The 25,267-nt window shown below is 62.2% G+C and carries 25 protein-coding genes and 1 tRNA gene; 14 read left to right on the top strand and 12 right to left on the bottom strand.

All coding sequences use genetic code 11. The features are described from left to right. Nucleotides 1-22 precede the first annotated feature (22 nt). Together dgcA and dgcN are read right to left on the bottom strand one after the other, a co-directional pair. A complete protein-coding gene (gene dgcA / locus FD715_RS13125; RefSeq protein ID WP_147110338.1) occupies nt 23-988 on the bottom strand; it encodes an N-acetyl-D-Glu racemase DgcA in 966 nt (321 codons plus the stop codon). A gap of 64 nt (nt 989-1,052) precedes the next feature. Then, nucleotides 1,053-2,051 carry an N-acetyltransferase DgcN gene (dgcN, locus tag FD715_RS13120; protein WP_147110336.1) on the bottom strand — a complete coding sequence of 333 codons (999 nt, stop codon included), beginning with the start codon at nt 2,049-2,051 and terminating at the stop codon, nt 1,053-1,055. A 257-nt stretch (nt 2,052-2,308) separates the two neighbouring features. Here dgcN and FD715_RS13115 point away from each other — a divergent pair, with 257 nt between their 5' ends. Next, complete coding sequence (locus FD715_RS13115; protein WP_147110334.1) at nt 2,309-3,268, top strand: L-malyl-CoA/beta-methylmalyl-CoA lyase; 960 nt, start codon at nt 2,309-2,311, stop codon at nt 3,266-3,268. A gap of 62 nt (nt 3,269-3,330) precedes the next feature. On the opposite strand, the gene FD715_RS13110 is transcribed toward FD715_RS13115, so the two are convergent. Further along, a complete protein-coding gene (locus tag FD715_RS13110) occupies nt 3,331-3,807 on the bottom strand; it encodes a lytic transglycosylase domain-containing protein (RefSeq protein WP_147110332.1) in 477 nt (158 codons plus the stop codon). 109 nt (nt 3,808-3,916) lie between these two features. Here FD715_RS13110 and FD715_RS13105 point away from each other — a divergent pair, with 109 nt between their 5' ends. Next, nucleotides 3,917-4,384, top strand: a complete 468-nt coding sequence (locus FD715_RS13105) for a DUF302 domain-containing protein (protein ID WP_147110330.1) — start codon at nt 3,917-3,919, stop codon at nt 4,382-4,384. A gap of 99 nt (nt 4,385-4,483) precedes the next feature. Continuing rightward, the gene (locus FD715_RS13100; protein ID WP_147110328.1) at nt 4,484-5,683 is read left to right on the top strand and encodes a LytS/YhcK type 5TM receptor domain-containing protein; all 1,200 of its coding nucleotides are present in this window, start codon (nt 4,484-4,486) and stop codon (nt 5,681-5,683) included. Here FD715_RS13100 and FD715_RS13095 read toward each other — a convergent pair. Next, entirely contained in the window at nt 5,680-6,132 is a 453-nt protein-coding gene (locus tag FD715_RS13095) for an Lrp/AsnC family transcriptional regulator (protein WP_147110325.1), read from the bottom strand. The genes FD715_RS13100 and FD715_RS13095 overlap by 4 nt on opposite strands. Before the next feature lie 72 nt (nt 6,133-6,204). Here FD715_RS13095 and FD715_RS13090 point away from each other — a divergent pair, with 72 nt between their 5' ends. Both FD715_RS13090 and FD715_RS13085 read left to right on the top strand, forming a co-directional pair. Next, nucleotides 6,205-6,798: a LysE family translocator gene (locus FD715_RS13090; RefSeq protein ID WP_147110323.1), complete on the top strand. Its 594-nt coding sequence runs from the start codon at nt 6,205-6,207 to the stop codon at nt 6,796-6,798. A 60-nt stretch (nt 6,799-6,858) separates the two neighbouring features. Next, a complete protein-coding gene (locus FD715_RS13085) occupies nt 6,859-7,821 on the top strand; it encodes an acetyl-CoA carboxylase carboxyltransferase subunit alpha (RefSeq protein ID WP_147110321.1) in 963 nt (320 codons plus the stop codon). Here the strand turns inward: FD715_RS13085 and FD715_RS13080 are convergent, their stop codons facing one another. The 3 genes from FD715_RS13080 to FD715_RS13070 are packed head-to-tail and all read right to left on the bottom strand — an operon-like array spanning nt 7,822 to nt 10,324. Beyond that, nucleotides 7,822-8,925, bottom strand: a complete 1,104-nt coding sequence (locus FD715_RS13080) for a PAS domain-containing sensor histidine kinase (protein WP_147110319.1) — start codon at nt 8,923-8,925, stop codon at nt 7,822-7,824. It lies immediately after the preceding gene. Between the two features lie 24 nt (nt 8,926-8,949). Further along, the gene (locus FD715_RS13075; protein WP_039681932.1) at nt 8,950-9,600 is read right to left on the bottom strand and encodes a GntR family transcriptional regulator; all 651 of its coding nucleotides are present in this window, start codon (nt 9,598-9,600) and stop codon (nt 8,950-8,952) included. Nucleotides 9,601-9,631: 31 nt separating this feature from the next. Beyond that, the gene (locus tag FD715_RS13070; RefSeq protein ID WP_147110317.1) at nt 9,632-10,324 is read right to left on the bottom strand and encodes a M48 family metallopeptidase; all 693 of its coding nucleotides are present in this window, start codon (nt 10,322-10,324) and stop codon (nt 9,632-9,634) included. Between the two features lie 153 nt (nt 10,325-10,477). Between FD715_RS13070 and FD715_RS13065 the strand changes: the two genes are divergently transcribed. The 3 genes from FD715_RS13065 to FD715_RS13055 all read left to right on the top strand — a co-directional run bounded on the left by FD715_RS13065 (nt 10,478) and on the right by FD715_RS13055 (nt 11,531). Beyond that, nucleotides 10,478-10,810, top strand: a complete 333-nt coding sequence (locus tag FD715_RS13065; protein ID WP_147110315.1) for a TIGR02300 family protein — start codon at nt 10,478-10,480, stop codon at nt 10,808-10,810. 89 nt (nt 10,811-10,899) lie between these two features. Then, a tRNA-Ala gene (locus FD715_RS13060) sits at nt 10,900-10,975 on the top strand. Nucleotides 10,976-11,165: 190 nt separating this feature from the next. After that, nucleotides 11,166-11,531 (top strand): hypothetical protein, encoded by a 366-nt coding sequence (locus FD715_RS13055; protein ID WP_147110313.1) that lies wholly within the window; start codon nt 11,166-11,168, stop codon nt 11,529-11,531. Nucleotides 11,532-11,687: 156 nt separating this feature from the next. Here FD715_RS13055 and FD715_RS13050 read toward each other — a convergent pair whose 3' ends face one another. From FD715_RS13050 to FD715_RS13040, 3 genes are all read right to left on the bottom strand, one after another. Continuing rightward, nucleotides 11,688-12,953 carry an ABC transporter permease gene (locus tag FD715_RS13050; protein WP_147110311.1) on the bottom strand — a complete coding sequence of 422 codons (1,266 nt, stop codon included), beginning with the start codon at nt 12,951-12,953 and terminating at the stop codon, nt 11,688-11,690. After that, the gene (locus FD715_RS13045; RefSeq protein ID WP_147110308.1) at nt 12,950-13,759 is read right to left on the bottom strand and encodes a taurine ABC transporter ATP-binding protein; all 810 of its coding nucleotides are present in this window, start codon (nt 13,757-13,759) and stop codon (nt 12,950-12,952) included. The genes FD715_RS13050 and FD715_RS13045 overlap by 4 nt, the downstream gene beginning before the upstream one ends. Nucleotides 13,760-13,864: 105 nt before the next feature. After that, nucleotides 13,865-14,860 carry an ABC transporter substrate-binding protein gene (locus FD715_RS13040; RefSeq protein WP_147110306.1) on the bottom strand — a complete coding sequence of 332 codons (996 nt, stop codon included), beginning with the start codon at nt 14,858-14,860 and terminating at the stop codon, nt 13,865-13,867. A gap of 393 nt (nt 14,861-15,253) precedes the next feature. Between FD715_RS13040 and FD715_RS13035 the strand changes: the two genes are divergently transcribed. After that, on the top strand, nt 15,254-16,648 hold the full coding sequence (locus FD715_RS13035) for an aspartate aminotransferase family protein (protein WP_147110304.1): 1,395 nt from the start codon (nt 15,254-15,256) through the stop codon (nt 16,646-16,648). Between the two features lie 126 nt (nt 16,649-16,774). Here FD715_RS13035 and FD715_RS13030 read toward each other — a convergent pair whose 3' ends face one another. Both FD715_RS13030 and FD715_RS13025 read right to left on the bottom strand, forming a co-directional pair. Then, complete coding sequence (locus FD715_RS13030; RefSeq protein WP_147110301.1) at nt 16,775-18,121, bottom strand: hypothetical protein; 1,347 nt, start codon at nt 18,119-18,121, stop codon at nt 16,775-16,777. Nucleotides 18,122-18,186: 65 nt separating this feature from the next. After that, on the bottom strand, nt 18,187-18,423 hold the full coding sequence (locus tag FD715_RS13025; protein WP_147110299.1) for a BrnA antitoxin family protein: 237 nt from the start codon (nt 18,421-18,423) through the stop codon (nt 18,187-18,189). Nucleotides 18,424-18,819: 396 nt separating this feature from the next. Here FD715_RS13025 and FD715_RS13020 point away from each other — a divergent pair, with 396 nt between their 5' ends. From FD715_RS13020 to FD715_RS13000, 5 genes are all read left to right on the top strand, one after another. Then, nucleotides 18,820-20,277 carry a PLP-dependent aminotransferase family protein gene (locus tag FD715_RS13020; RefSeq protein WP_147110298.1) on the top strand — a complete coding sequence of 486 codons (1,458 nt, stop codon included), beginning with the start codon at nt 18,820-18,822 and terminating at the stop codon, nt 20,275-20,277. Between the two features lie 115 nt (nt 20,278-20,392). Next, nucleotides 20,393-22,174, top strand: coding sequence for a sulfoacetaldehyde acetyltransferase (xsc, locus tag FD715_RS13015; protein WP_147110296.1), 1,782 nt, complete (start codon nt 20,393-20,395; stop codon nt 22,172-22,174). A 66-nt stretch (nt 22,175-22,240) separates the two neighbouring features. Then, nucleotides 22,241-23,170 (top strand): phosphate acyltransferase, encoded by a 930-nt coding sequence (locus FD715_RS13010; protein WP_223274871.1) that lies wholly within the window; start codon nt 22,241-22,243, stop codon nt 23,168-23,170. Then, on the top strand, nt 23,167-24,237 hold the full coding sequence (locus FD715_RS13005) for an acetate/propionate family kinase (protein ID WP_147110294.1): 1,071 nt from the start codon (nt 23,167-23,169) through the stop codon (nt 24,235-24,237). The genes FD715_RS13010 and FD715_RS13005 overlap by 4 nt, the downstream gene beginning before the upstream one ends. Beyond that, nucleotides 24,234-25,262: a YeiH family protein gene (locus FD715_RS13000; RefSeq protein WP_147110292.1), complete on the top strand. Its 1,029-nt coding sequence runs from the start codon at nt 24,234-24,236 to the stop codon at nt 25,260-25,262. The genes FD715_RS13005 and FD715_RS13000 overlap by 4 nt, the downstream gene beginning before the upstream one ends. Nucleotides 25,263-25,267 lie beyond the last annotated feature (5 nt).

Raw genomic sequence — 25,267 nt, 5'->3', positions numbered from 1 at the left:
GCACTGTCGCACCCAAGCAGCCTCATCCCCACAAGGCCGCCTCGGGCGGATGCACCCCGGCCTCATCAAAGACCAGCGGCGCCTGCCGATCCTCCGCCAGCAGCAAAGGCCCATCCAGATCTGTCACAGCCACGCCCTGCGCCACCAGCGTCGCAGGTGCCATGGCAAGGGACGAGCCAACCATGCAACCCACCATGATGTCATAGCCTTCGGCCCGCGCCGCATCACGCAGGGCAAGCGCTTCGGTCAACCCTCCGGTCTTGTCGACCTTGATATTCAACATGTCATACTTGCCCTTCAGCGCAGGTAGGTCAGACCGGTCATGGCAAGACTCGTCGGCACACACGGGCACGGGCCGCTCCAGCCCAATCAGGGCCTCGTCATCGCCCGCAGGCAGCGGCTGCTCCACCATCTGCACACCCAGACGCACCAGATGCGGCGCCAGATCGGCATAAACTTCGGCAGACCACCCCTCATTGGCATCAACAATGATACGCGACTTGGGCGCACCCGCCCGCACCGCCTCCAGCCGTGGCATATCATCCGGCGTGCCCAGCTTGATCTTCAGCAGGGGCCGATGCGCATGCTCCGCCGCCTGCGCCTGCATGGCCTCGGGCGTGTCCAACGACAGGGTATAGGCCGTGATCTCCGGCCCGGGTACCGCCAAACCAGCCAACTCCCAAGCGCGCTTGCCCGCTTGCTTCGCTTCCAGATCCCACAACGCACAATCGACGGCATTGCGCGCCGCACCAGCAGGCAGCAAGTCGTACAGCCCCTCGCGCGTCAGCTCCCCAGACAGCGCTTCGATCTCTGCCGTCACAGAGTCCAACGTCTCATCATACCAGGCATAGGGCACACATTCCCCCCACCCGATATGCACGCCATCGGACACGCGCACCGTCAACACATGCGCCTCGGTCCGCGACCCCCGCGAAATGGTAAAGGCCTGGGCCAGCCGAAACACGTCCCGCGTCACTTCAATGCGCATGGGTCCACCCTTCCCTGTTTCAAAAAATCCTCCCCGAAGGGTCGACCAGCCACGGGGCCGAAGGTCAGGATGTCAAAGCATCCACCAGCTTGCCAGCCCCAAAACGGAACGGGTCGGTGGTGGGCAGCCCCATACGGTCCTCGATCTCCGCCAAACACGCCCGCGCGGCATCTTCGCCCAACGCCTTGGTGTTGACCGACACACCTGCCACAAAGCAGCCCGGGTTCGCCACCTGCGCGATCGGCAGAGCCGTGTCGCGCAACTGCTCCAGCGTCGGCAACCCGTAATGCGGCAGCCCGCGCATGTGTGTCCGGGTAGGCTCGTGACACAGCACCAGCGCATCCGGCTGGCCGCCGTGGATCAGCGCCATGGTCACACCGGAATAGGACACATGGTACAGGCTGCCCTGTCCCTCGATATGATCCCAGTGATCGTCATCATTGTCCGGGGTCAGATACTCGACAGCACCCGCCATGAAATCGGCGATGACGGCATCCAGCGGCACGCCCTTGCCGGTGATCAGAATGCCGGTCTGTCCGGTCGCCCGGAAGTCCGAGTTCATCCCCCGCGCGCGCATCTCCGCATCCATCGACATGGCGGTGTACATCTTGCCGCAGGAACAATCGGTGCCAATGGCCAACACCCGCTTGCCGCTGCGCTTCTTGCCGTTGGCGATGGGATAGGCAATCGTCGGCACCCGCACATCATGCAGCGTCCGCCCGTTCACCTTGGCCGCCGCCTGCAATTCGTCCTCGTCGCGCAGCAGGTTGTGCAGCCCGGCCGCCAGATCGTAGCCCAGCTTCAAGGCCTCGACCAAAACCACCTTCCAGGCGTCCGAGATCACGCCACCTCGGTTCGCAACACCGATCACCAGTGTCTTGGCCCCGGCAGCCAAGCCTTCCTCTAGAGTCATATCGGTCAGGCCCATATCCGCGCCACAGCCCTCCAGCCGGATCTGGCCCACGGCATTCTCGGGACGCCAATCCTTGATCCCCTGCGCCACCTTGGCCGCCAGTTGGTCCGGCGCGTCACCCAAAAACAAAAGATACGGTGTTTGAATCATCTGACATCCCCTTGGTCCTTGCCGGGCAGTCTACGCAAGTGCGGCGCAAGCACATCGCGAAACACTTCCGAATTCACCCCATCTTCGAAGATTTGTGCGCCAATTCAGTATTTGTCGAATTTTCTCGCACACGAGAATGACACCACCACAGAATCTTCGCCCGATGCTGCACCTGCAAAATGGCCCTTGCAGCCGCTAGCGCAATTTAATACCAGCCAAGACAGCCAAAACGAAATTATCTTACCAAAGGTCGCGCCATGTCATTCCGCCTTCAACCGACGCCCCCTGCCCGCCCAAACCGCTGCCAGCTCTTCGGTCCGGGCTCGCGCCCCGCGATCTTTGAAAAGATGGCAGGCTCGGCCGCCGACGTCATCAACCTCGACCTCGAAGACAGCGTGGCCCCCTCCGACAAGGACAGCGCCCGCGCCAACGTGATCGAAGCCATCGGCAATATCGACTGGGGCACCAAGACACTCAGCGTCCGGATCAACGGCCTCGACACCCCCTACTGGTACCGCGACGTGGTGGACCTGCTTGAGCAAGCCAGCGACCGTCTCGACCAGATCATGATCCCCAAGGTGGGCTGCGCCGCCGACATCTACGCCGTTGACGCGCTGGTCACTGCTATCGAGGCCGCCAAAGGACGCAGCAAGAAGATCACCTTCGAAGTGATCATCGAATCCGCCGCCGGCATCGCCCATGTCGAAGAGATCGCCGCCGCCTCCCCCCGCCTTGCCGCCATGTCGCTGGGCGCTGCCGACTTCGCCGCCTCCATGGGCATGGCCACCACCGGCATCGGCGGCACGCAGGCGAACTACTACATGCTGCACGAAGGGCAAAAACACTGGTCCGACCCGTGGCACTGGGCACAAGCCGCCATCGTGGCGGCCTGCCGCACCCACGGCGTCCTGCCCGTCGACGGCCCCTTCGGCGACTTCTCCGATGACGAAGGATTCCGCGCACAGGCCCTGCGCTCGGCCACGCTCGGCATGGTCGGCAAATGGGCGATCCACCCCAAGCAGGTGGCACTCGCCAACGACGTCTTCACCCCGTCCGAGGAAGCCATCACCGAAGCCCGCGAAATCCTCGCCGCCATGGAAGAAGCCAAGGCCAAAGGCGAAGGGGCAACCGTCTACAAGGGCCGCCTCGTCGACATCGCCTCGATCAAGCAGGCCGAAGTGATCGTGCGGCAGTCCGAGATGATCGCCAGCACCTAAACCAAATCAGGGACGGTGGGTGGGGCGTCTTTGCCGCGGGCAAAGAGCGTCACGCACCGGCTTCAATCCGGCCAGACCTTGCGCCCATCCACGCCGGTTTCCTCGATCAGACCCAACCGCTTGGCCTCGAAGTAGTAGCCACGCGCATACCACATGACTGCCTCATCCATATCCCCACCGGACACAAGCCACGCCCCCCGCAAATAGCGTGTCGCGTATTTCAAGTTGGTCTCCGCATCCAGCAAATCAGTGGGTTGCCCACGAAACCCCATGCTACGGGCGGTCGCGGGCAGAATCTGCATCAACCCGTAATAGGGCCCGTTCCGCGCCCACGGGCGGTGGGTGCTTTCGCGAATAACCACCCTCTGCACCAAGGCCACGGGTATGTCGTTCTCGACAGCCGCCGCCTCGATCTGGGCGCGCAACTCGGGTGTCTCGTTGGGATAAAGCGGCACGGCCGACACGGGCGGCGCCTCGGGTTCGGGCGATGCGCAGGCCGCCACTGCGACCAGCATGACAATCACAAGCAAGCGTTTCATGGGCTTTCCCTACCCGTCCGTCCGGGCAAAATCCACGCACACAGACGTGATTGGGCAAGGCTCCGCCCACATGCTTCCCTGTGCCGGTATTCAATGTCGGAGACCACCCATGCGCCTGCCCCTCGCCACGCTTGCTCTGATCCTGACCACCGCGACGGCACAGGCCGACATGGCCCCGCGGGATGGCTGGTCCGTCACACCCACATCCAAGACCTATGACCAGTTGATCGCTGATGTGAAAACGGCAGCCAAAGCCAACAAGATGGGCGTCGTCACGCAAGCCGGACCGACCGGGGCCGCCAAGGCGCGCGGCATCACCATCCCCGGCAACCGGGTGATTGGACTTTTCAACAATGCCTACGCCGTGAATGTCCTGAACCTGTCGACCGCGGCGATGATCGAAGCACCGATCCGCGTCTACGTGACCGAAAACGCGGACGGCACCGCTACGCTCAGCTACAAGTTGCCCTCGACAGTCTTTGCGCCCTATGTGCCGGAGGCCGGTGACGACCTCGCCGCGCTGGCCGACGAACTGGACGCGATCTTTGCCAGTATCGCGACCAAAGCCGTCAAATAATCCATAAATTCTAAATATTTCGGTTGGATCCAGACAGCCGGCTTGGCGCTTTCTTCAACACTTGGACGCTAAAAGGCGCAGTGGTTGAAGGGAAATTGTATGGCAGTGGTTGATGCGACGGTCCTCTTGGATTTTGTAAGTTCGCTTGCGGTGCTCGGCCTGTTGGTGCTCAGCTTCAGTGCGCTGGCCCCTGCCCTGCGCAGCGGATGGTATGTCGCTCCGACGCTGGGCGCGTTTTTCGCGTTGGTCGTCGGGTTGCAAATGTCCATGACACTCAGCCCGGCCGACGGTGTCATCGTTGACATGCGCCAAGTCCCCATCGTCCTGGCCGGTGCCTTTCTGGGGTTCCGGGGCCTTGCGGTATGCCTGTGCATTGCGGTCTCCATGCGTTTGGCCATCGGCGGGATCGGCATGCCCGCCGGTGTCCTCGGAATGCTGCTTGCGGGTGTTTCCGGATATGTCTGGGGCAGCTTGCGCCATAGGCTTCCGCTGAATGATGTCGGAAAACTGGGTGTTCTGGGGCTCATTACCAACCTTCACATGCTGTCGGCCTTTGTCGCTCCATCGGACATCATGCACTGGTATTTTACGGCCGCTGCACCTACCGTCTTCTTTCTGAACATGTGCAGTGTGCCCACCATAGGCTGGCTGCTCCTGCGCGAAGTGAACCTTGTCGAGCGGACAGCGTTCCTGTCCGCATCTGCCAGGCTCGATCCGGTCACACGACTGCTACCGACACCCGCGTTCGCACAAGAGGTCGCGCATTTTCACGCCTCGCAGGACGACCACCGCCTTGGCGGGGTCATCGCCGTCACGCTGAAAACATCAAGCTGGCTCAGACGGACATGGGGCGATCAAAGCGTGGCACAGGCGCTTGGTGTGTTGCGCCTGCGCTTTGGCGCGACAGTCGGCGATCAACGACCCTTGGGGATCGACAGCCGGGACCGGATCCTGATCCCCGTGACAGAGACCGAGATGCGCGACCTGCGCCCGTTGCGCCGGACACTCCGCCGCTGTGCATCCGAAACACCGCTCGTCATCGATGACAGCATTGAGGTCCCCCTTGCCGTGCTCATGGAAAGCTTCGCGCTACGCCATCCTCACGCCCCCGATGAAACCGCCAAGGATATTCAGCGCGCGACCGCCGCGCGGACCCCGGCGGCCAAGCGCAGGACCACAAGGAAAAAAACGCGGCAACCCAACGACGCGTCCATGCCCAAAGGGCTTTGCCGCACCACCTACCAACGGCTGTTCGACGAGACCGACGCGCATATGCGGCGGGCGGTCAAACAAGGCTAGGCGCGCTCATCCTTCGGTGAGCCGATCACCACATAGGACGTGATGCCGTTCACCTGCGGCAAGGCGCCCAGCATATCGGTGTGAAACACCTTGTAGCTGGCGAGGTCAGCACATTCGACGCGCAGCAGATACTCAATGGTTCCTGTCGTATTGTGACACTCCCGCACCTCTGGCGCGCGCGAAATGGCTCTCTCGAACGCTTCCTGGCTGGCCTTTGAATGATTGTTCAAACCCACGCCGATATAGGCGACAAACCCAACACCCAGCCGTGTGCGATCCAGAACCGCGCGGTAGCCGGTGATGACCCCCGACCGCTCAAGCTCTTGCACCCGCCGCAAACAGGCGGACGGTGACAGCCCCACCCGGTCTGCCAATTCGATATTGCTGATCCGTCCGTCCCGGCCAAGCTCACGCAATATCCGTTCGTTTAAGTCATCTAGCTTAGTCATTCATTGCACTATTTTATCCAGATCAACGCAATTCACAACCCTTGGCGTAATCAAACACGTCATTCATTGCGCATGACGCTCGACCTTATCACCGCCCTCGCCGCTTTTGCCTTTGTCAGCTCGATCACGCCGGGGCCAAACAATTTGATGCTCATGGCGTCCGGCGCAAACTTCGGATTCCGACGCACCATCCCGCATATGCTGGGAGTGGGCCTCGGCTTTGTCTTTATGGTGCTGCTGGTCGGCGCGGGGCTGGTGCAGGTGTTCGACGCCTACCCGATCAGCCACACGATCCTCAAAGTCGCCTCGGTCGCCTACCTGCTCTATCTCGCCTACAAAATGGCCACCGCCGCGCCGATCCGCGACGGCGCAGGCACCGGCACGCCCATGACATTCCTGCAAGCGGCCGCATTCCAGTGGGTCAACCCCAAGGCGTGGACGATGGCGCTGACTGCCGTCACGGTCTACACGCCCGACACCACGCTCTGGGCGATTGCGGTCGTGGCCATCGTCTTCGGCGCCATCAACCTGCCGTCTGTCAGTTCGTGGACACTGCTTGGCCAGCAAATGGCCCGCATCCTGACCAACCGGGCACGGCTGACGGCATTCAACTGGACCATGGCCTCTCTTCTCGTCGCCTCCCTCTACCCCGTGCTCTTTCCCTGACATTGCAAAAGGTGCATCCTGCCGCCATATAGCCGCAAAACCGGGACCGAGGACGCAGGCGTGACGCAATATCTGGAATTCGAAAAACCCTTGGCCGACATCGAGGGCAAGGCAGAAGAACTGCGCGCCCTCGCGCGCCAAAGCGAAGAGATGGACATCACCGAAGAGGCGTCCGCCCTCGACGCCAAGGCAACCCAGTTGCTCGAAGATCTCTATGCCGACCTCACCCCATGGCGCAAATGCCAGGTGGCGCGGCACCCGGACCGGCCGCACTGCGTCGACTATATCGACGCGCTCTTCACCGAATACACGCCGCTAGCCGGGGACCGGAACTTCGCCGACGACCACGCTGTCATGGGCGGGCTCGCGCGGTTCAATGACAAGCCCGTGGTCATTATCGGTCACGAAAAGGGCAACGACACCAAGTCGCGGATCGAACGCAATTTCGGCATGGCGCGGCCCGAAGGATACCGCAAGGCGATCCGGCTGATGGACATGGCCGACCGCTTCAACCTGCCGGTCATCACCCTCGTCGACACGCCGGGCGCCTATCCTGGCAAAGGCGCCGAAGAACGCGGCCAGTCCGAGGCCATCGCCCGGTCCACCGAAAAATGCCTGCAGATCGGCGTGCCGCTGGTATCCGTCGTCATCGGCGAGGGTGGGTCCGGCGGCGCCGTCGCCTTTGCCACCGCGAACAAGCTCGCAATGCTGGAACACGCGGTCTATTCGGTGATCAGCCCCGAAGGCTGCGCCTCCATCCTCTGGAAGGACGCAGAAAAGATGCGTGAGGCGGCCGAGGCCCTGCGGCTGACGGCGCAGGACCTCAAGCAGCTAGGTGTGACGGACCGGATCATTCCCGAAATGGTGGGCGGCGCACACCGGCACCGCGAAGCGACAATCATGTCTGTCGGCAACGCCATCACGGCCATGCTGGCCGAGCTGGACGGCAAGACGCGCGATGACCTGATCACGGACCGCCGGCGCAAATTCCTCGGCCTGGGCAACCAGGGTCTCGCCGCCTGATTATCCGGCGCGCAGGTGTTCCTCTGCATCGTGAAGGATTCGGCCCGGCAGTTCGACCCGGATTTCCGTCCCAGAACCCTCAGTCGGCGCGTCGACAAAGAACGCACCACCACGCGCCCGCACAAGTCGCATAACGACCTGCAGCGCGAAAACATCGTCAAACGGCGGCCCCTCCGCACGTCCCTCTGCCCAAGCGTCAAATCCGCCGCCATGATCGCGGACGGTCAGTGCCAAGCGGCGCGCATTCACCTGCTCGGCACCCACATCAACGCGCGTTGCGTCAGCGCCGGAATGCTTCAAGGCGTGTTCGATCAGATTGCGCAGGATGATTTGCACAGCGGTCAGGTCCGCTTCGACCACACACCGCGGATAGGTCACGGAATGCTGGCGCGAAGGATCCAGCAGCACAACGATGTCGTCGCATATCGCACCAAGGTCGATCTGCCTGAGCGACGTCTGCTCCGCCCGCGCCATGACCTGTGACATCGTTTCGGAAATGATGGACAGTGACCTGTCGGCCAGATCGTCGATCACGTCGATCAACTCAAGCTTGCCGTCCCCGTGATCCACGAAGTCATGCCGCATCAGATGCGCCAGCGATTTCAGGTCGCTGATCGGACTGCGCAAGTCATGCGCGCACAGACACACCAAATCTTCCACCTCGCGCGTGGCTGCCGCGGTCATCGCATCCTGATGCAACAGGGCATATTCGGCCGAAATGTCATAAGAGGTGCCGACCATACGCAGCAGCGTGCCGTTGTCATCGTGGGACGCCACCAGAGACGTGCGAAACCACATGACGCTTTCGCCCATTGGCAGGGCCGTCTCGAACTCAACCGTCTCGCCAGCCCGCCACGCTTTCAGATGCTGACGATACACGGCATAGGCGGCCCGTCCGTCGAGGATCTCATGCACCGCCTTTCCAACGACGTCAGGCAAGGACAACCCCAACAGCGTGCGGCCGGATCTGTTCAGGAAGTCAAAAACAGGCCGATCACGCTGGTCACCGACCAGCACGAAAACGGGCGTGTCCACCATATCGTAGATCGAATAATCCAAGCCGTTCGCGCCCTGCATCCGTTGCGTATCAATGCTGACTAGCACGCAGGCGCTACAAAACGCTTAACCTCAGCTGGCCAACATGCGCAGACCCTGCGTCACGTCCGACCGCACTGCCAGCCGCAGGCTCGGCTCGTCTCCGGCGCGCAGTGCGGCGATGATCAGGCGGTGATAGCGCGGCGGCTCGGTCCGGCGCAGGCGGCCATAAAGCGCGCGCATAGTGGGCCCCATCTGCAGCCAGACCGTTTCGGCCATCGCCAGCATTGCCGGGGCCTGCGCGCGCAGGTACAGCGTGCGGTGAAACTCAAGGTTCGTCCGGATATAGCTGACCGCATCGCGATGCGCGACAGCCTCGGCAACGGCGCTGTTGATGGATTGCAGCCGCTCGATCAGGGCAAGGTGGGCGCGCGGCAGCGCGCGCGTGGCAAGCTCGACCTCGATGAGGGCCCGCAATGCGGCGAGCTCCTCGATCCGCTCGTTCGACAGCTCCGGCGTGGATACGCGACCTGATTGCGACAGCGTTAGCGCGCCCTCGGCCACCAGCCGCCGCACGGCCTCGCGCGCTGGGGTCATGGACACATCGTATTGCTTGCCAATCCCCCGCAGCGTCAGCGCCTGCCCCGGAGATATGTCGCCATGCATGATGCGGGTGCGCAACCGGCGATACACGCGGTCATGCGCGGCAGAGGCGGTGTCACGGATGCGGGGAGCCTGGCTCATGCCCTTTTGTGATCACACGTCAGGCGGGCGGTCAATCACCAAAGCGAAAGCGATGCAGGGCATTGCCTTCGGTACGCAGCCAACGGCGCTGCGTGTCGTAGGGGCCGTGAAGCCGGGTCACCTCGGCCCAGAAGGCGGGTGAGTGGTTCATCTGCGCCAGATGCGCCACCTCATGCGCGGCGACATAGCGCAGCACCTCAGGCGGGGCGAGGATCAGGCGCCAAGAGAACATCAACCGCCCCGCAGACGAACACGACCCCCAGCGTGAGCGCGTGTCGCGCAGGCTCAGGCCGGAGTAGGCGCGGCCCAGCCGATCCGCATATTCATCACAGGCCGCAGCCAGCACGTCCCGCGCGCGGGCCTTCAGAAACCCTTGCAAGCGGCGCGCCACCGCATCGGGCTGTCCAGGCACGGCCAAGGCCTCGTCCCCCAGACACACCGCGCGCCCAGATCCCGCAACCACCGTCCGGTCCCGCCCCTCTACCGGCAGGGCAACACCGTAGCCCACACGCACATCCTCGACCCGTGCCGCCAGATGCTTGCGGATCCACGGCTCCTTCTGGCGCGCAAATGCCAGCGCCTCGCGCTCGGCCACATGGGTGGGCAGGGTCAGGGTCACACGCCCATCCAACGACGAAATGCGCAACGTGATACGCCGCGCGCGGGCCGACCGGCGCAACGTCAAAACAATATCCGGCTGCCCTTGAAGGACGCGTTCGGCCATCCCATCTCCCCATCCCGGGCCACCGCCAGACCATAAGGCTTTGACTCCGTCCCGACCTTATGGCACTTGCCCAGAATCGCCGCAACACGAGGCACGCCCGCGCATGCGCACGTCGCAATGGTTCCGGGCCACGCGCAGACAAGAGGATATCACATGCCAAAGGAAGAATGGGGCACGAAACGGCTGTGTCCGACGACCGGCAAACGGTTCTACGACATGAACCGCACACCCATCGTCAGCCCGTATACCGGTGACGTGGTCGAAGTGGACAGCTCCAAAACACGCATGATCGCCGCCGACGCCGAAGACGCCGTCACAGCCAAAAACAAGGCCAAGGCATCGGCGGATGACGAGGATCAGGTGCTCGACGATGACGACGTCGATGTCGAGCTGGATGACGATCTTCTGGACGATGACGACGACGACGAGGACAACGTCTCGCTCGACGAATTGGCCGACGTCGCCGCAGAAGAAGACGAGTCGTAAAACGCCTGTCTGGCGGGGTCTTTTTCGCTTGATCCCGCCCGGCAAAGCGCCTAATCAGCGGCGCACGGCCAGAGATGGCCACCAAGGATGGGGCATTAGCTCAGCTGGGAGAGCGCCTGCATGGCATGCAGGAGGTCAGCGGTTCGATCCCGCTATGCTCCACCATCCCTCTCTCAGTATTTACATACCGACCGGCACTCGCATTCTACTCGCGCGCTGACGTACCCATCGGCCTTACCGCTGCACCAAGCCCAACACCCCTGTCCATTTATCCCCCTGCTCTGACCCTATTGCTGCCGTAATGGCCGGACAGGGTCTGCCCATACCCATTTTACAATCCCCGTTGGAGCAGACCATGAAAGACAACAAACCGACCCTCGTTTGGGCCCTTTATTCAGCCGGCATCGCGGCCATCCTCACACCGTTCATCGCCGTCGCACTAGCCTACATTTGGCGCGGCAAAGCGGAAGCTCCGGCGCGCATGCAATACGACACACAGATCAAGGTGTTCTGGCGGTGCGGCCTCATATGGCTCATCGCGTTTGCCGTCATGGTCGTAGGCGTGGTGACAGACACCAGCCCGGCCGGATCAGGCATGTCTACACTCTTTGCAGTGGGCCTGTTGATCGCGCTGGCCGGACAGCTCTGGTTCACCGTCAGATCCCTCATTGGCCTGGTGAAATGCTTCACAACGCCCTCAGCCCCGATGGCCACCGCCTGACCGGCCCACAGAGCATCCGCTCAAACAAAAGAACGGCGCCCTAGAGGCGCCGTCCTTCTTACATCGCATCTGAACCAAACCGTTCTACCCCCGGGGTTCCGCCCACAAGGGCTACAAACGCTCCACCGGAGCGTTTGCCGCGCCTGGAGGCGCGGATTAGCCCTTGCCCTTCCACGGCACCAGCAGCTTCTCGGCATAGCGCATCAGCATATCAATCCCGAACCCGATCACACCGATCAGGATGATACCCATGATCACGATGTCAGTGTTCTGGAACTTCGACGCCACCATGATCATCATGCCGGCCCCCTGCTCGGCCGCCACAAGCTCGGCCGCCACAACGGTGCCCCAACAGACCCCCATCGCCACGCGCGCGCCGGTGAATATCTCGGGTAACGAGTTGGGCACGATGACATGACGCATGATCTGCGCCTTGGACGCGCCCAGACTGTAGGCCGCATGCACCTTGGAAATCTTCACGCCGCTCACCCCGGATCGGGCCGCAATGGCCATGATCCATAGCGCAGCCAGGAACAGCAGAATGATCTTCCCGGTCTCGCCAATACCCGCCCAGATGATCACCAGAGGGATCAGGGCCAAAGGCGGCACCGGGCGCATGAATTCCACGATGGGATCAAACCAGCCCCGGAACCAGTTCGACAGCCCCATGGCGTAGCCCAGCGGAATGCCGACCAATGCGCCAAAGAAGAAGCCGACGACAACACGAAACAACGAATAGCCCAAATGCTCCCAAAGCGTTGAGCCGCGGAAACCCGCGCTGGCAATCTCACCAATGCGCTGGACCACAGCCTCAGGCGCAGGCAGCCAGATGGGTTCCATCTGCCAGCCCTTGGCGGGGATGATGTTGGGCGTGCCCTTGTCCGAAATGGTCACGGTGCCAAAGCCCACATCGACACTGTCGCCGGGCGAAACGGCTGTTCCGTTGATCTCGGTCACGGCCACACCTTCGTCGCGGCCCAACTCGTCATTGCGGTCCACACGCAACAGGCCAGAGCGCCACACGCCAATGGCCACGCTGTCATCCTTGGCCCAGCCGTCGCCTGCGGCCACTTCAGGCGCTTCGGTCTCGACATCAATCGGGTGCACAAGGACGGTGACCGTGGCGGTGTCGGTCTCATCCCCGTTCGAGGCCGTGTATTCAAACGTGCCCGTACCCATAAAAGGGCCGGGCGCATGCAGGAACTTCGGCAGCAGGGCAGAGCCCGTGAACATCCCCCACAAAAGGAAAATGGTCAGAACCGAAATGATGCTGGCCGCCCGGTTCGGCGTAACAGCACTTTCGTCACCAAACGTCACGGTCTTGAGCGAGCCGTAGTCCGCAATGGCGGTCCGCTGGGCGATCGCCTTGACGACAAAGAACGCGACCACAAAGATGCCTACGTAAATCAGAAACGGGATCATGCGTCTTCTCCTTCGGTGCGACCCATAATCTCTTCTTCCATGTCCCAGATCATACCTAGGATCTCCTCGCGCTTGACGGCGAATTCGGGGTGTTTCTTCACTTCGCGCAGGTCCTGCCCGACACCCAGTTCGGCAAAGGGCAAGCGGTATTCCGTGTGAATGCGACCCGGACGGGGGGCCATAACCAGCAAGCGCTCGCCCAAGAGAAGCGCCTCTTCCACCGAGTGGGTGATCAGGATGATGGTCTTGCCCGTCTCTTTCCACAGCTTCAGGACCAGCGACTGCATCTTCTCGCGGGTCAGCGCGTCGAGCGCGCCCAGCGGTTCGTCCATCAGAATGACATCAGGGTCATTGGCCAGGCAGCGGGCCAAAGCCACGCGCTGCTGCATCCCGCCCGACAGTTCGTACACCGCCTTTTCCTTGAAGTCCTGCAAACCGACCACGTCGAGCAGGTGATTGACCGTGTCATCCTTGTCCTTCTTTGGCGTGCCCTTCATCGACGGGCCAAAGCCCACATTCTCGCGCACGCTCATCCATTCGAACAGCGCGCCCTGCTGAAACACCATGCCGCGTTCTGCATCGGGGCCGGTCACACGGTGGCCATTTAGCTCCAGCACGCCCGAAGTCGGCGCGAGGAACCCCGCCACGATATTCAACAGCGTGGTCTTGCCGCAGCCCGATGGACCAAGGACAGACATCAACTCGCCCGCCTTCAGATCAAGCGATACGTCTTGCAGCGCCTGCACATGCCCACCGTTTGGCAGGTCAAAGCGCATGGACAGATTTTGGATGGATAATCCGGACATAATTTTCCCACCTGTGGCTTGCGCGTCTGTGCGCGCGGGCTCGGGCAGGTTCCGGCCTGCCTCGATTTGAAAAGGCCCGCGCGAATGTCGCGCGGGCCTGTCGGCTTATTGTGTGGCGGCCAGTGGGCCGGTGTTGACTGTGCCGTCATAGCTGTCCAGCGCCGCGTCGATCGACCCGGAGTCGACGAACACGTCCGCCACGCCCTTCATGAAGCTGGCGGCGGTGCCACCGAGCCATGCTTCGCTCAGCTGCTCTTCGACCGACGGGAACACGAAACCGGCCAGTGTCTCGGCGGTTGCGTCCTCATCCATACCCGCATCCTTGGCGATGACGGGCAGCATTTCGGCTGTGTTCTCGCCGCTGTTCCACATGGCGTTGGCTTCGGCGGTGACAGCCAGGAACTGGCTCAGCAGCTCGCCTTCTTCGGCGATAAAGCTGGCGGGCGCGGTTGTGGCGTCAAACACCAGGATGCCCAGTGCCTGCTTTTCGTCACCGGTCAGTAGCACGTTGCCGCTTTCCTTCATGCGGCGCAGGGCACCACCCCAACCACAAGCCATGTCGACCGAACCCTGTGCAAGGGCAGCCGCGCCCTCGGCAGGCGCCATGTCAACCACGTCAAGCGATGCCAGATCCACGCCAAAGTGGCTCATCTGGCTCAGGAAGCCGTAGTGGGCCGCAGTGCCCAGCGGCACGGCCACTTTCTTGCCTGCCAGTTCACCGGCGGACTCCTTGTCTATCTCCAAAGAGGAGGCAACGACGCAGTTGTCGTTGTCGGAATAGCTGACCGCGACGTCGACGATCTGAATGTCCTGCCCGGCAGAGGCGGCCACCACGAAGGGCGGCACGCCCTGGGACACGCTGATCTGCACGTCGCCCGACGCCATGGCCGCGCTCATGGCGGTGCCGGTGTCGAAGCTCACCCAGTTGATAGTCGTGCCTTCCATAGCCGCTTCATACATGCCGGTTTCCTTGGCGAACTGGAACGGCATCGGCCACTCCAGGAAGTACGCCACGGTGATTTCCTCGGCGACAGCGCTCTGCGCGCCCACCAGCATGGCAGAGGCCGCAACGGCACCCATCAGCTTGGTCTTGAATGTCATGTCTTTACTCCCGTGTTTTTCGCGGACAGTGGAGCCCGCGTCTGGATCGTTTCGGGCGGTGGTCCGCCTCTGTCGCACGCGAGTGATCGCGGCGCTGGCGTGATCCGAAACGATAATCCGGCCCGGATCAACGTAAAATCGGGGCACATGGCGCAAATTTGTGCAGGTGAATTCAGTCTTTGAGATTCCCAAATTTCCCACAGGGCCATGAAAACAAGGGGTTTTCGTAAAGCCCACAAGGGCCACCCGCATCCGGCCACGCGCAACTGGCTTTACTTGTGCAGGCAAACTGGCCCTACTGTTGTGACCAGATTCTCAGCGATTGTGCGCCTCAGCACGCCTGATTGGCCCTTTGTTTCATGGGCCGCCCCCATTTTTCGAAAGGTTCCTCCCATGGACGGTACGTTCAACGAAAACGATATGAGCCGCGTGATCGAAGCGGATCGCGCAAATGTTTGGCACCATCTCATCCAACACCAGCCGTTTTTCACCGGCGCTGATCCCAAGATCATCATCGAGGGCAAGGGCCTGCGCGTCTGGGACCAGAAAGGCATCGAACATATCGATGCCGTCTCGGGTGGTGTGTGGACGGTGAACGTGGGCTACGGCCGCGAGAGCATGGGCGACGCCGTGCGCGATGCCATCGTGAAAATGAACTTCTTCGGCGGCACCGTCGGCTCCATCCCCGGCGCGCTCTTTGCCGAAAAGCTGCTGACCAAGATGCCCGGCCTTGACCGCGTCTACTACGCCAACTCCGGGTCCGAGGCGAATGAGAAAGCTTTCAAGATGGTCCGCCAGATCGCGCACAAGCGCTATGGCGGCAAAAAACACAAGATCCTCTACCGCGACCGCGACTACCACGGCACCACCATCGCGTGCCTGAGCGCCGGTGGCCAGGACGAGCGCAACGCGCAATACGGCCCCTACACCCCCGGCTTCGTACGCGTGCCCCACTGCCTCGAATACCGCAAGCACGAACAGGACGGCGCGCCTGACGTGGGCTACGGCGAATGGGCCGCCAACCAGATCGAGGACGTCATCCTGCGCGAAGGCCCCGACACCGTGGGTGCCCTCTGCCTCGAACCCGTCACCGCAGGCGGCGGGGTGATCGTGCCCCCGGAAGGCTACTGGGAACGGGTGCAGGAGATTTGCAAGAAGTACGACATCCTCCTGCATATTGACGAGGTCGTCTGCGGCGTGGGCCGCACCGGCACATGGTTCGGCTACCAGCACTACGGGATCAAACCTGACATTGTGACGATGGCCAAAGGGGTCGCCTCGGGCTACGCCGCCATTTCGTGCCTTGCCACAACCAACGAAGTCTTCGACATGTTCAAGGACGACACGTCGGACCACCTCAACTACTTCCGCGACATCTCCACCTTCGGCGGCTGCACGGCAGGCCCTGCGGCAGCGCTCGAAAACATGCGGATCATTGAGGATGAGAACCTGCTCGAAAACACGACCCAGATGGGCGACTACATGCTCGACAAGCTGTCCGAGCTGAAGGACAAGCACGAAGTGATCGGCGACGTCCGGGGCAAAGGGCTGTTCCTCGGCGCCGAACTGGTCAAGGACCGCGACAGCCGCGACCCAGCAGACGAAGCCATGGTGCAAGCCGTGGTCAAGGACTGCATGGCGCAAGCCGTTGTCATCGGCGCGACCAACCGGTCCCTGCCGGGCAAGAACAACACGCTCTGCTTCTCGCCTGCCCTGATCGCGACCAAGGACGACATCGACCAGATCTGCGGCGCCGTGGACGGCGCGCTGACCCGCGTGTTCGGCTGAGGCGCATCAGGATGCGCCTTACTGGGCGCAACACATCAATCGTAAGGCGGGGGTGTCCCCCGCCTTTTTCGTGCGCAGGCCCGTGCTAAACCAACAACCGGAACGGGGCTGGTACGGTCCGCCACATCAGTCAAGTGCTGGAGCTGTCGCCTGCAAGATAGGGCTGCGCAGTGCAATCCGCTGAAACGAGTCACAAACCGACATCTCATCGCCCGACAGCCGCACCAACCACACCTGTTTGCTCGCATCAAAGAAAGGCCCAGTGACAAGCGGTGCGTTCAACGCGGTGGGTGTTTGCGGCCGCTCCCTGTCTCGCAAGGTCAAACCGTTGAACATGAACTTGTTCGGATCCCGTCCGTCGAAGATGTTGTGCCGACCGTTCAAGTGCCCATCATATAGTTGCAAGTAGTAGGATCCACTCAGATAAACATCACAATCGGGACAGGCGAAGTTGCCCAGATAAGAGGCCTCTATGCGCAAGACATGCGCGTCACTCTGCAGCTCGACACGCTCTTCCACAAACAGATTGCGCAGCGTGACCTCATTATCCGTTTTCGGCGTGCCGATCATGTCCAATACCAACAGCGCACCCAAGGCGACACCGCCATTTCGATCCAAAGTCAGCAAGGCGAGCGCATCGCGTACGCGAGGTCCCATGCTTTCACCTTGGGCCAATGTGGCAACTGCGCCCAACGTCGCTGCGCTCGGCGGTGTATGCAAAACGTGCTGGAAATTGAAATACAGACTGCAGGTGGCATCGTCTGAAGCATAACTTGCCAGCGGGTCAGACGTACCCTGCCGTCCCAGTACCTCCAACCATTCACCAAGCGTACGGGTCTCAACGGTGGCCAACATGAGGTCGCGGATCTCATTCACTAAATTCAGCGTCAGGATCTCATTCTGCATCGCCGCCGCTTCGGTCTGCTCCCGCAACCGCTCGGTCTGCGCCTGCATCAACTCTGTCTGCGCCGCCATAAACCCGGTCTGCTCGGCCAGCCGCTCGGTCTGCACCCGCAGCACCTCGGTCTGCTCGCCCAGCTTCCGGTTCTGCTCAAACAGCAGCACAGTCCCCATGAACGCACCAAAGGCCAGCAGCAGCGCCACCGCCGTCGCGATCACCCAGCGGTAAAACCCGGTCCAAGCGTACCAGCCCATCCCGCGCTGCACGACCTCCTGCGCGTGCTGCGTGGCCGCCGCCCGGTCCCCGGCCGTCGCCGCCGAGACGCCCGCGATGAGCGACGCGCTCACATCATCCAACGTCGCCTCGGCCCGACCAAAAAGCCTGCGCAGGATCCAGTCGCGGAAAAACAGCGCGATCACCAGCACCACGACCAACGCGGCGACGGCGACAAAGACGGTCACCGCAATACGGCGCAGCTCCTGCTCCGCCGCGCCCATGATGCTCGCCGCAATCGGCACGGTCAAAAGGGCGGCGGCAAAGACGCCCAACCAGAAGGACAAATGCTTGGTCATTCCCGCATCCTGCGCAACAGGGTGCGCTGCAGGCAAGGTTTGTTTGCGACCCACCATACGGCGGATCAGGTCGTGCTCGACATGTTATCGCGGATTTGGCGCATGATATCGCGCGCGTCGGCTTCCAGACGCGGCAGCGTATTGTCCGACGGATAGCCCTGGGTATAGCCACAGAGCAGCGACAGCCAGTATACGCGCACCACCCGGTTGATCCGCTTCTGGTATCCCGGCCCCAACTTGCGAAACCAGGCCACCATGTCACTGTCCATCCGCAGGGTGATCCGCGTCTTGTGCGGTTCCACCGGACGTCCAGATCAAACCCGTTCCGGCAGGCTCTTGTCCCGCCATTGAATGAACAGGTCTGTCTGCAGCGCTTCCAGTTCGTAAATCGCCTGGGTGTGGGCTGCGCTTTCGCTTGGGGTGGGCATGGTCATGCCCTTTCACAGATAAGACATAATCCTCCCCAGGTCGGGTAAACATCGCATGATATGACCGAACGGTGTACAGGTTGTGCATAGTTTATGCACGGGATGTGCCGCGCGGTCTTTCCGATTTGCCTTGCACAACACTACTATTAATGATACGAATAATCTCATTAATGGACACCATAGAAGCACCGAGATCTGCTTATTTCGGACAGTTTCGTAAGTGCGTAATGCCAGATTGATTTCTAGGTAAGTCCAGAATACGCTCAGGCCATGGCACTCCCTGTCGAAACATTCTTCCTGCAGCCCGGCCATCAGGGCACTCTGCAAAGCCAGGTGCAGCAGATGATCGCCCACGGCATCCTGTCCGGGCGCTTCGGCTCCGGGGAAAAGCTGCCCTCAACCCGCAAACTGGCGGGCCATCTGGGCATCAGCCGGATCACCGTCACGCTCGCCTATACCGAGCTTGTCGCCTCCGACTACCTCACTGCGCGGGGGCGCTCCGGCTACTATGTGTCGGCCAACGCGCCCGTCCCGCCCAGCTATCAGCCTCAACCGGCCTCGGGCGACGCGGTGGACTGGACCCGCGCCATCGGCCAGCGTTTTTCGGGCGGTCATACCCTCTCGAAACCGCAGGATTGGGCGCGTTTCAAATACCCGTTTATCTACGGCCAGACCGATCCGCAGCTCTTTGACCACGCCAACTGGCGCCAGTGCGCGCTGCAGGCACTGGGCCAGCGGGACTTCGCGGCGCTGACCTCGGACTATTTCGATCAGGATGACCCACAGCTTATCGAGTTCATCCAGCGCAACACCCTTCCCCGGCGCGGCATCTCGGCAAATGCGGATCAGATCCTGATCACACTCGGCGCGCAAAACGCTCTCTGGCTCGCGGCCCAAATCCTCCTGACCCAACGGCGCACCGCGGCATTCGAGGATCCGTGCTACCCCGCCCTGCGGGAGGTTCTGACCCAATCCCGCTGCCATATGGCCCCCGTGCGCGTGGACAGGGACGGCCTGCCGCCTGACGGCATCCCGCCGGACACCGACGTGATTTTCTCAACCCCTAGCCACCAATGCCCGACCACGTCCACCATGCCCATGCCCCGCAGACAGGCCCTGCTGGACCGCGCACGCGAGTTGGACGCGCTGATTGTCGAGGATGACTACGAGTTCGAGATGTCCTTCCTCAACCCGCCCTCCCCTGCGCTCAAGTCGATGGATACGGATGGGCGGGTGATCTATGTGGGCAGCTTCTCCAAGTCGCTCTTTCCCGGCCTCCGGCTTGGCTACCTTGTCGGGTCAGAGCCGTTTGTGCGCGAAGCCCGCGCCCTGCGTACTTCGGTTCTGCGCCATCCACCGGGCCACATCCAACGAACAGCAGCCTATTTCCTGTCGATGGGGCATTATGATGCGCAAATCCGAAAAATGAGTGCCGCGCTGCACACTCGGCGCGACGCCATGCAGGACGCCATAGAAACCCACGGCCTCGACATCGCAGGCCAGGGCGCCTTCGGCGGCTCCTCTTACTGGATGCGCGCGCCGCAAGGGGTGGACACGCGGGCAATGGCCCAACAATTGCAAGGGGTTGGCGTCTTGATCGAGCCCGGCCACGCCTTCTTTTCCGGCGATGACCAGCCCCGCGGGTTTTACCGCCTTGGATACTCCTCAATCCATGCTGACCGCATCCACGACGGCATTGGCCTTATCGCGCAGCACCTGAATCACTAGCCTGGACTTAAATGGATATATAAACTGGCCCTAACGGACCACCCGACACGCCACTATCGTCGTGCACAACATTCCGGGGCGATTCGACGCCCCTGCCTCTATTGGAGACTGCCCCATGAAAATGACCACCGAAGAAGCCTTTGTGAAATGCCTGCAGCGGCATGGCATTGAGCACGCATTTGGCATTATCGGCTCGGCCATGATGCCGATTTCCGACATCTTCCCTGATGCCGGTATCCAGTTCTGGGACTGCGCCCATGAAGGTTCCGCCGGCATGATGGCCGACGGCTTCACGCGTGCCACCGGCAAAATGTCGATGATGATCGCGCAAAACGGCCCCGGCATCACCAACTTCGTGACTGCGGTCAAGACGGCGTACTGGAACCACACTCCTTTGCTTTTGGTTACCCCGCAGGCCGCCAACAAAACGATTGGTCAAGGTGGCTTCCAAGAAGTCGAGCAGATGAAGCTGTTCGAAGACATGGTCGCCTATCAGGAAGAGGTCCGCGACCCGTCCCGCGTGGCCGAGGTTTTGACCCGCGTCATCAGCCAGGCCAAACGCCTGTCGGGCCCGGCCCAACTGAACATCCCGCGTGACTTCTGGACGCAAGTTATCGACATCGAAATCCCCGAGCCGATCGAATTCGAAGCCTCCCCTGGCGGCCAGAACTCGGTGGCCGAAGCAGCGAAAATCCTGTCGGAAGCCAAAAACCCCGTCATCCTGAACGGCGCAGGCGTGGTCCTGTCCCAAGGTGGTCTGGCCGCATCGCAGGAACTGGCCGAGCGCCTGACAGCGCCGGTTTGCGTGGGCTACCAACACAACGACGCCTTCCCCGGCAACCACCCGCTGTTTGCTGGCCCGCTGGGCTATAACGGCTCCAAAGCAGGCATGCAGCTGATCTCCGAAGCGGACGTGGTTCTGTGCCTCGGCACGCGCCTCAACCCGTTCTCGACCCTTCCCGGCTACGGCATCGACTACTGGCCAACAGACGCGAAAATCATCCAGGTCGACATCAACCCCGACCGCATCGGTCTGACCAAGAAAGTCACCGTGGGCATCGTGGGCGACGCCGCCAAAGTGGCCAACGGCATCATCGCTCAACTGTCCGATGACGCTGGCGACGCAGGCCGCGAGGCACGCAAAGACAAGATCGCTCAGACCAAATCGGCATGGGCTCAAGAACTGACGTCCATGAACGAAGAGCAGGACGATCCCGGCACCAACTGGAACGAGCGTGCACGTGCCGCGAAACCAGACTGGATGTCGCCCCGCATGGCATGGCGCGCCATCCAAGCGGCGCTGCCGGTCGAGGCGATCATCTCCTCCGACATCGGCAACAACTGCGCCATCGGCAACGCCTATCCCTCCTTCGAGGAAGGCCGGAAATATCTGGCACCCGGCCTGTTCGGCCCCTGCGGCTACGGCCTGCCCGCCATCGTGGGTGCGAAGATCGGTCAACCCGACGTGCCGGTTGTCGGTTTCGCCGGTGATGGCGCATTTGGCATCGCGGTGAACGAGTTGACCGCCATCGGTCGCGGCGAATGGCCTGCCATCACGCAGATCGTCTTCCGCAACTATCAGTGGGGTGCGGAAAAGCGGAACTCGACCCTGTGGTTCGACGACAACTTCGTTGGCACCGAGCTGGACGAGCAGGTGTCCTATGCAGGCATCGCCAACGCATGTGGCCTGAAAGGTGTCGTTGCCCGGACCCAAGAGGAACTGACCGCCGCGCTGAACCAGGCGATCAAGGATCAGATGGAAAACGGCATTACGACCCTGATCGAAGCGATGATCAACCAGGAACTGGGCGATCCATTCCGCCGCGACGCGATGAAGAAGCCAGTCCAGGTGGCTGGCATCTCCAAAGACGACATGGTTCCGCAGACCGCTGCGTAACCTCACAAGACCCGAGGGGATGGGCACACGCCCGTCCCCTCTTTTTCATTTCTGAAAGGCGGCCTCTTGCCACAATCCTTCCTGTCCGACGCCGAGGCCATCGCGCCCCCGCACATCATCGAGATGGCGCAAAAAGCGGCCAGCCCCCGCGTGGCGATTGCCCGCGCCGGTGCGCCCCTGCCGATGCTGGCAGCCAAGGAAGCAACCGAAGCCAACATGATGATCCCGGTCTTCACCGGTGAGCGTCATATGATCGAGGCAGAAGCAGAGAAGCTGAACTGGGACATCTCAGGCTTCGAATTGATCGAAGCCGAGGGCGAAGCAGCCTCGGGCGCCGCCGCCGCACTGGCCTGCGGTGAGGGCCGCGCCGATGTGCTGATGAAGGGCCAACTCCATACGGATGCGTTCATGCGCGCTGCCGTGTCCCGCGATGCGGGCCTGCGCACGGGCCGCCGCTTTGTCCACATCTTCCACATCACCACGCCGGACGGCACCGGCTCGATCACCATCTCGGACGCTGCCGTGAACGTGACCCCCGACATGGCCACGCGCCAGGACGCGACGGCCGAGGTGGTCAAATTGCTGCACAAGCTGGGCAATGCCCGGCCCAAGGTCGCCTTCCTGTCAGCAACCGAATCCGCCATTGAAAGCGTGCCCTCGTCCATGGATGGACGCGCTCTGCGCGATTGGGCCATCGAAAACATCGCCGATGCCGATTTCTCCGGCCCCCTCGCCTTTGACCTGATCATGTCGCCTAAATCCGTGGCGACCAAGAAGATGACCGACGACCCGGTCGCGGGCAAAGCCGACGCGATCATCGTGCCCGACATCGTGTCCGGCAACGCACTCTTCAAATCCTTTGTCTACTTGGCCGGTGGCTGCGCAGGCGGCATCGTCATGGGGGCCAAGGTCCCGATCCTTCTGACCTCGCGCGCCGACCCACCTGCGGCGCGCCTGTCGTCCGTGGCCCTTGGGGCCATCATGGCCGCCGCATGATCCTGGTCGTCAACGCAGGCTCCTCCTCCATCAAGGTCGCGCTGTTTCAGCCCGATCTGACAGAAGTGATGGCAGGGCAAGTGAGCGGCATTGGCGGCGCATTGGCTCATCTGAAACTGGGCGAAGAAGATCAGAACGTCACAGCACCCGACCATGACGCGGCGCTGACGACAATCCTCGACAGCCTCACGCGGCAGGGGATCACCCCGGATCAACTGACGGCGGCAGCGCACCGCGTGGTGCATGGTGGCACATCACTGGTCGACCCGGTGGCGGTGGACGACACGGTGATTGCAGGGATCGAAGCGGCCACGCCTCTGGCGCCCCTGCACAACCCCAACAACCTCGCAGGCATCCGCGCGCTGCAAACGCTCGCGCCCGAACTGCCGCAATATGCCAGCTTCGGCACGGCATTCCATGCGAACCAGCCCGAGGTCGCGACGACCTATGCCCTCCCGAAAGAGCCACGCTCCATGGGCATTCGCCGCTATGGCTTCCACGGCCTCAGCTACGCATGGATCGTCACGCAATTCGGCTCTGACCTGCCCAACCGCCTGCTCGCCTTCCATCTCGGCTCCGGCGCGTCACTCTGCGCGATCCAAAAAGGCGTCTCAGTTGCCACCTCCATGGGATACTCCCCGCTTGATGGGCTGACCATGGGCACCCGCTCCGGCGCGATCGACGGCATGGCTGTTTTGCGGCTGGCCGAGATTTACGGCGCGGACGAAGCGGCCCACATGCTCAACCACGAAAGCGGGCTCAAAGGACTTGGCGGCAGCAATGACATGCGCCTGCTGCTCGGCGCCGATACGGACCGCGCGAAATTGGCAGTCGAGCATTTCTGCTACTGGGCCGCCCGTCATGCAGGCTCGGCCATCGTCGCGATGGGCGGTCTCGACGCCGTGGCCTTCACCGGCGGCATCGGTGAGAACGCAGTGCCTATCCGCACCCGCATCATGGAGCACCTGCACCTTTTCGGCGACGTGCCTGTACACGTGGTCAAAGCCGACGAAGAACGCCAAATCGCAACAGACGCGCGCGCATTGATGACGGGTGCCGCACAATGACGGCGACCGGCAACCCCAACTCGTTCTTTCAGGACCTGCCCGACCGCGTCCGCGTGCTCTTCCCCGGCGTTCTGGTCGCGATCATCGTCGCGATAACAGCGCAGTTCCTGGCGGATCACTACGATACACCCGCGATGCTTATGGCGCTGTTGCTGGGCATTGCCGTCGCGTTCCTCGGGGACGAGGGCAAGACGGTGGAGGGCATCGCCTTTGCCGCCCGTACCATCCTGCGCCTTGGCATCGCGTTTCTGGGCGTGCGTATCTCATTCGAACTGATGGCGGGGCTGGGCCTCGAATTGGTCGCGCTCGTCATCGGCGGGGTTGCCGCCACCATCGGCTTCGGCCTGCTCATCGCGCGCTTCTTCGGCCACGGCTGGCGGTTCGCCTTCCTCACCGCAGGCTCGGTCGCCATCTGCGGCGCATCGGCCGCGCTTGCGATCAGTGCCATCCTGCCCAAGGACGAACGCTCCGAACAGCGGCTGATCTTCACCGTGCTGGGCGTCACCGTCCTGTCGACCATCGCCATGGTCGCTTACCCGATCCTCGTCACCCAACTCGGCATGGACGACATGTCGGGCGGTATCTTCCTCGGCGCCACCATCCATGACGTCGCTCAAGTGGTCGGCGCGGGCTTCTCCATCTCGGAGGAAGCAGGCGACACCGCGACCCTGGTCAAGCTGATCCGCGTGTCGATGCTGGCCCCTGTGGTCCTGATCGCCGCGCTCCTCATCCGCTCCTTCGCCGAAGCGCCCGAGGACGGCGCACGTCCGCCGCTCCTGCCGCTCTTCGTGATCGGCTTCCTGGCGCTCGCGACACTCAATTCGTTCAATCTGATCCCGACCCCGGTCACCGATCTGATGAGCCAGGCCTCGCGCTGGATGCTCCTGATCGCGATCGCGGCGGTCGGCATGAAAACAAACCTCAAGCGGGTGCTCGCGGTCGGAGGGGCCGCAATTGCGCTGCTTGTCACCGAAACCCTGTTCATCGCAGCGCTGATACTTGCGGGGATTTACTATTTAGCCTGACAAAC

The sequence above is a fragment of the Tateyamaria sp. syn59 genome (assembly GCF_007995245.1).
Classification (GTDB): domain Bacteria; phylum Pseudomonadota; class Alphaproteobacteria; order Rhodobacterales; family Rhodobacteraceae; genus Tateyamaria.
The sequence above is the reverse complement of the archived record's forward strand: the minus strand, read 5'-3'. Positions and strand labels throughout refer to the sequence as shown.

Bases quoted from the DNA above. Each gene is read 5' to 3' on its own strand.
- dgcA (WP_147110338.1), bottom strand. From the start codon at position 988: ATGCGCATTGAAGTGACGCGGGACGTGTTTCGGCTGGCCCAGGCCTTT.
- dgcN (WP_147110336.1), bottom strand. From the start codon at position 2,051: ATGATTCAAACACCGTATCTTTTGTTTTTGGGTGACGCGCCGGACCAA.
- FD715_RS13115 (WP_147110334.1), top strand. From the start codon at position 2,309: ATGTCATTCCGCCTTCAACCGACGCCCCCTGCCCGCCCAAACCGCTGC.
- FD715_RS13110 (WP_147110332.1), bottom strand. From the start codon at position 3,807: ATGAAACGCTTGCTTGTGATTGTCATGCTGGTCGCAGTGGCGGCCTGC.
- FD715_RS13105 (WP_147110330.1), top strand. From the start codon at position 3,917: ATGCGCCTGCCCCTCGCCACGCTTGCTCTGATCCTGACCACCGCGACG.
- FD715_RS13100 (WP_147110328.1), top strand. From the start codon at position 4,484: ATGGCAGTGGTTGATGCGACGGTCCTCTTGGATTTTGTAAGTTCGCTT.
- FD715_RS13095 (WP_147110325.1), bottom strand. From the start codon at position 6,132: ATGACTAAGCTAGATGACTTAAACGAACGGATATTGCGTGAGCTTGGC.
- FD715_RS13090 (WP_147110323.1), top strand. From the start codon at position 6,205: ATGACGCTCGACCTTATCACCGCCCTCGCCGCTTTTGCCTTTGTCAGC.
- FD715_RS13075 (WP_039681932.1), bottom strand. From the start codon at position 9,600: ATGAGCCAGGCTCCCCGCATCCGTGACACCGCCTCTGCCGCGCATGAC.
- FD715_RS13070 (WP_147110317.1), bottom strand. From the start codon at position 10,324: ATGGCCGAACGCGTCCTTCAAGGGCAGCCGGATATTGTTTTGACGTTG.
- FD715_RS13065 (WP_147110315.1), top strand. From the start codon at position 10,478: ATGCCAAAGGAAGAATGGGGCACGAAACGGCTGTGTCCGACGACCGGC.
- FD715_RS13055 (WP_147110313.1), top strand. From the start codon at position 11,166: ATGAAAGACAACAAACCGACCCTCGTTTGGGCCCTTTATTCAGCCGGC.
- FD715_RS13050 (WP_147110311.1), bottom strand. From the start codon at position 12,953: ATGATCCCGTTTCTGATTTACGTAGGCATCTTTGTGGTCGCGTTCTTT.
- FD715_RS13045 (WP_147110308.1), bottom strand. From the start codon at position 13,759: ATGTCCGGATTATCCATCCAAAATCTGTCCATGCGCTTTGACCTGCCA.
- FD715_RS13040 (WP_147110306.1), bottom strand. From the start codon at position 14,860: ATGACATTCAAGACCAAGCTGATGGGTGCCGTTGCGGCCTCTGCCATG.
- FD715_RS13035 (WP_147110304.1), top strand. From the start codon at position 15,254: ATGGACGGTACGTTCAACGAAAACGATATGAGCCGCGTGATCGAAGCG.
- FD715_RS13030 (WP_147110301.1), bottom strand. From the start codon at position 18,121: ATGACCAAGCATTTGTCCTTCTGGTTGGGCGTCTTTGCCGCCGCCCTT.
- FD715_RS13020 (WP_147110298.1), top strand. From the start codon at position 18,820: ATGGCACTCCCTGTCGAAACATTCTTCCTGCAGCCCGGCCATCAGGGC.
- xsc (WP_147110296.1), top strand. From the start codon at position 20,393: ATGAAAATGACCACCGAAGAAGCCTTTGTGAAATGCCTGCAGCGGCAT.
- FD715_RS13005 (WP_147110294.1), top strand. From the start codon at position 23,167: ATGATCCTGGTCGTCAACGCAGGCTCCTCCTCCATCAAGGTCGCGCTG.
- FD715_RS13000 (WP_147110292.1), top strand. From the start codon at position 24,234: ATGACGGCGACCGGCAACCCCAACTCGTTCTTTCAGGACCTGCCCGAC.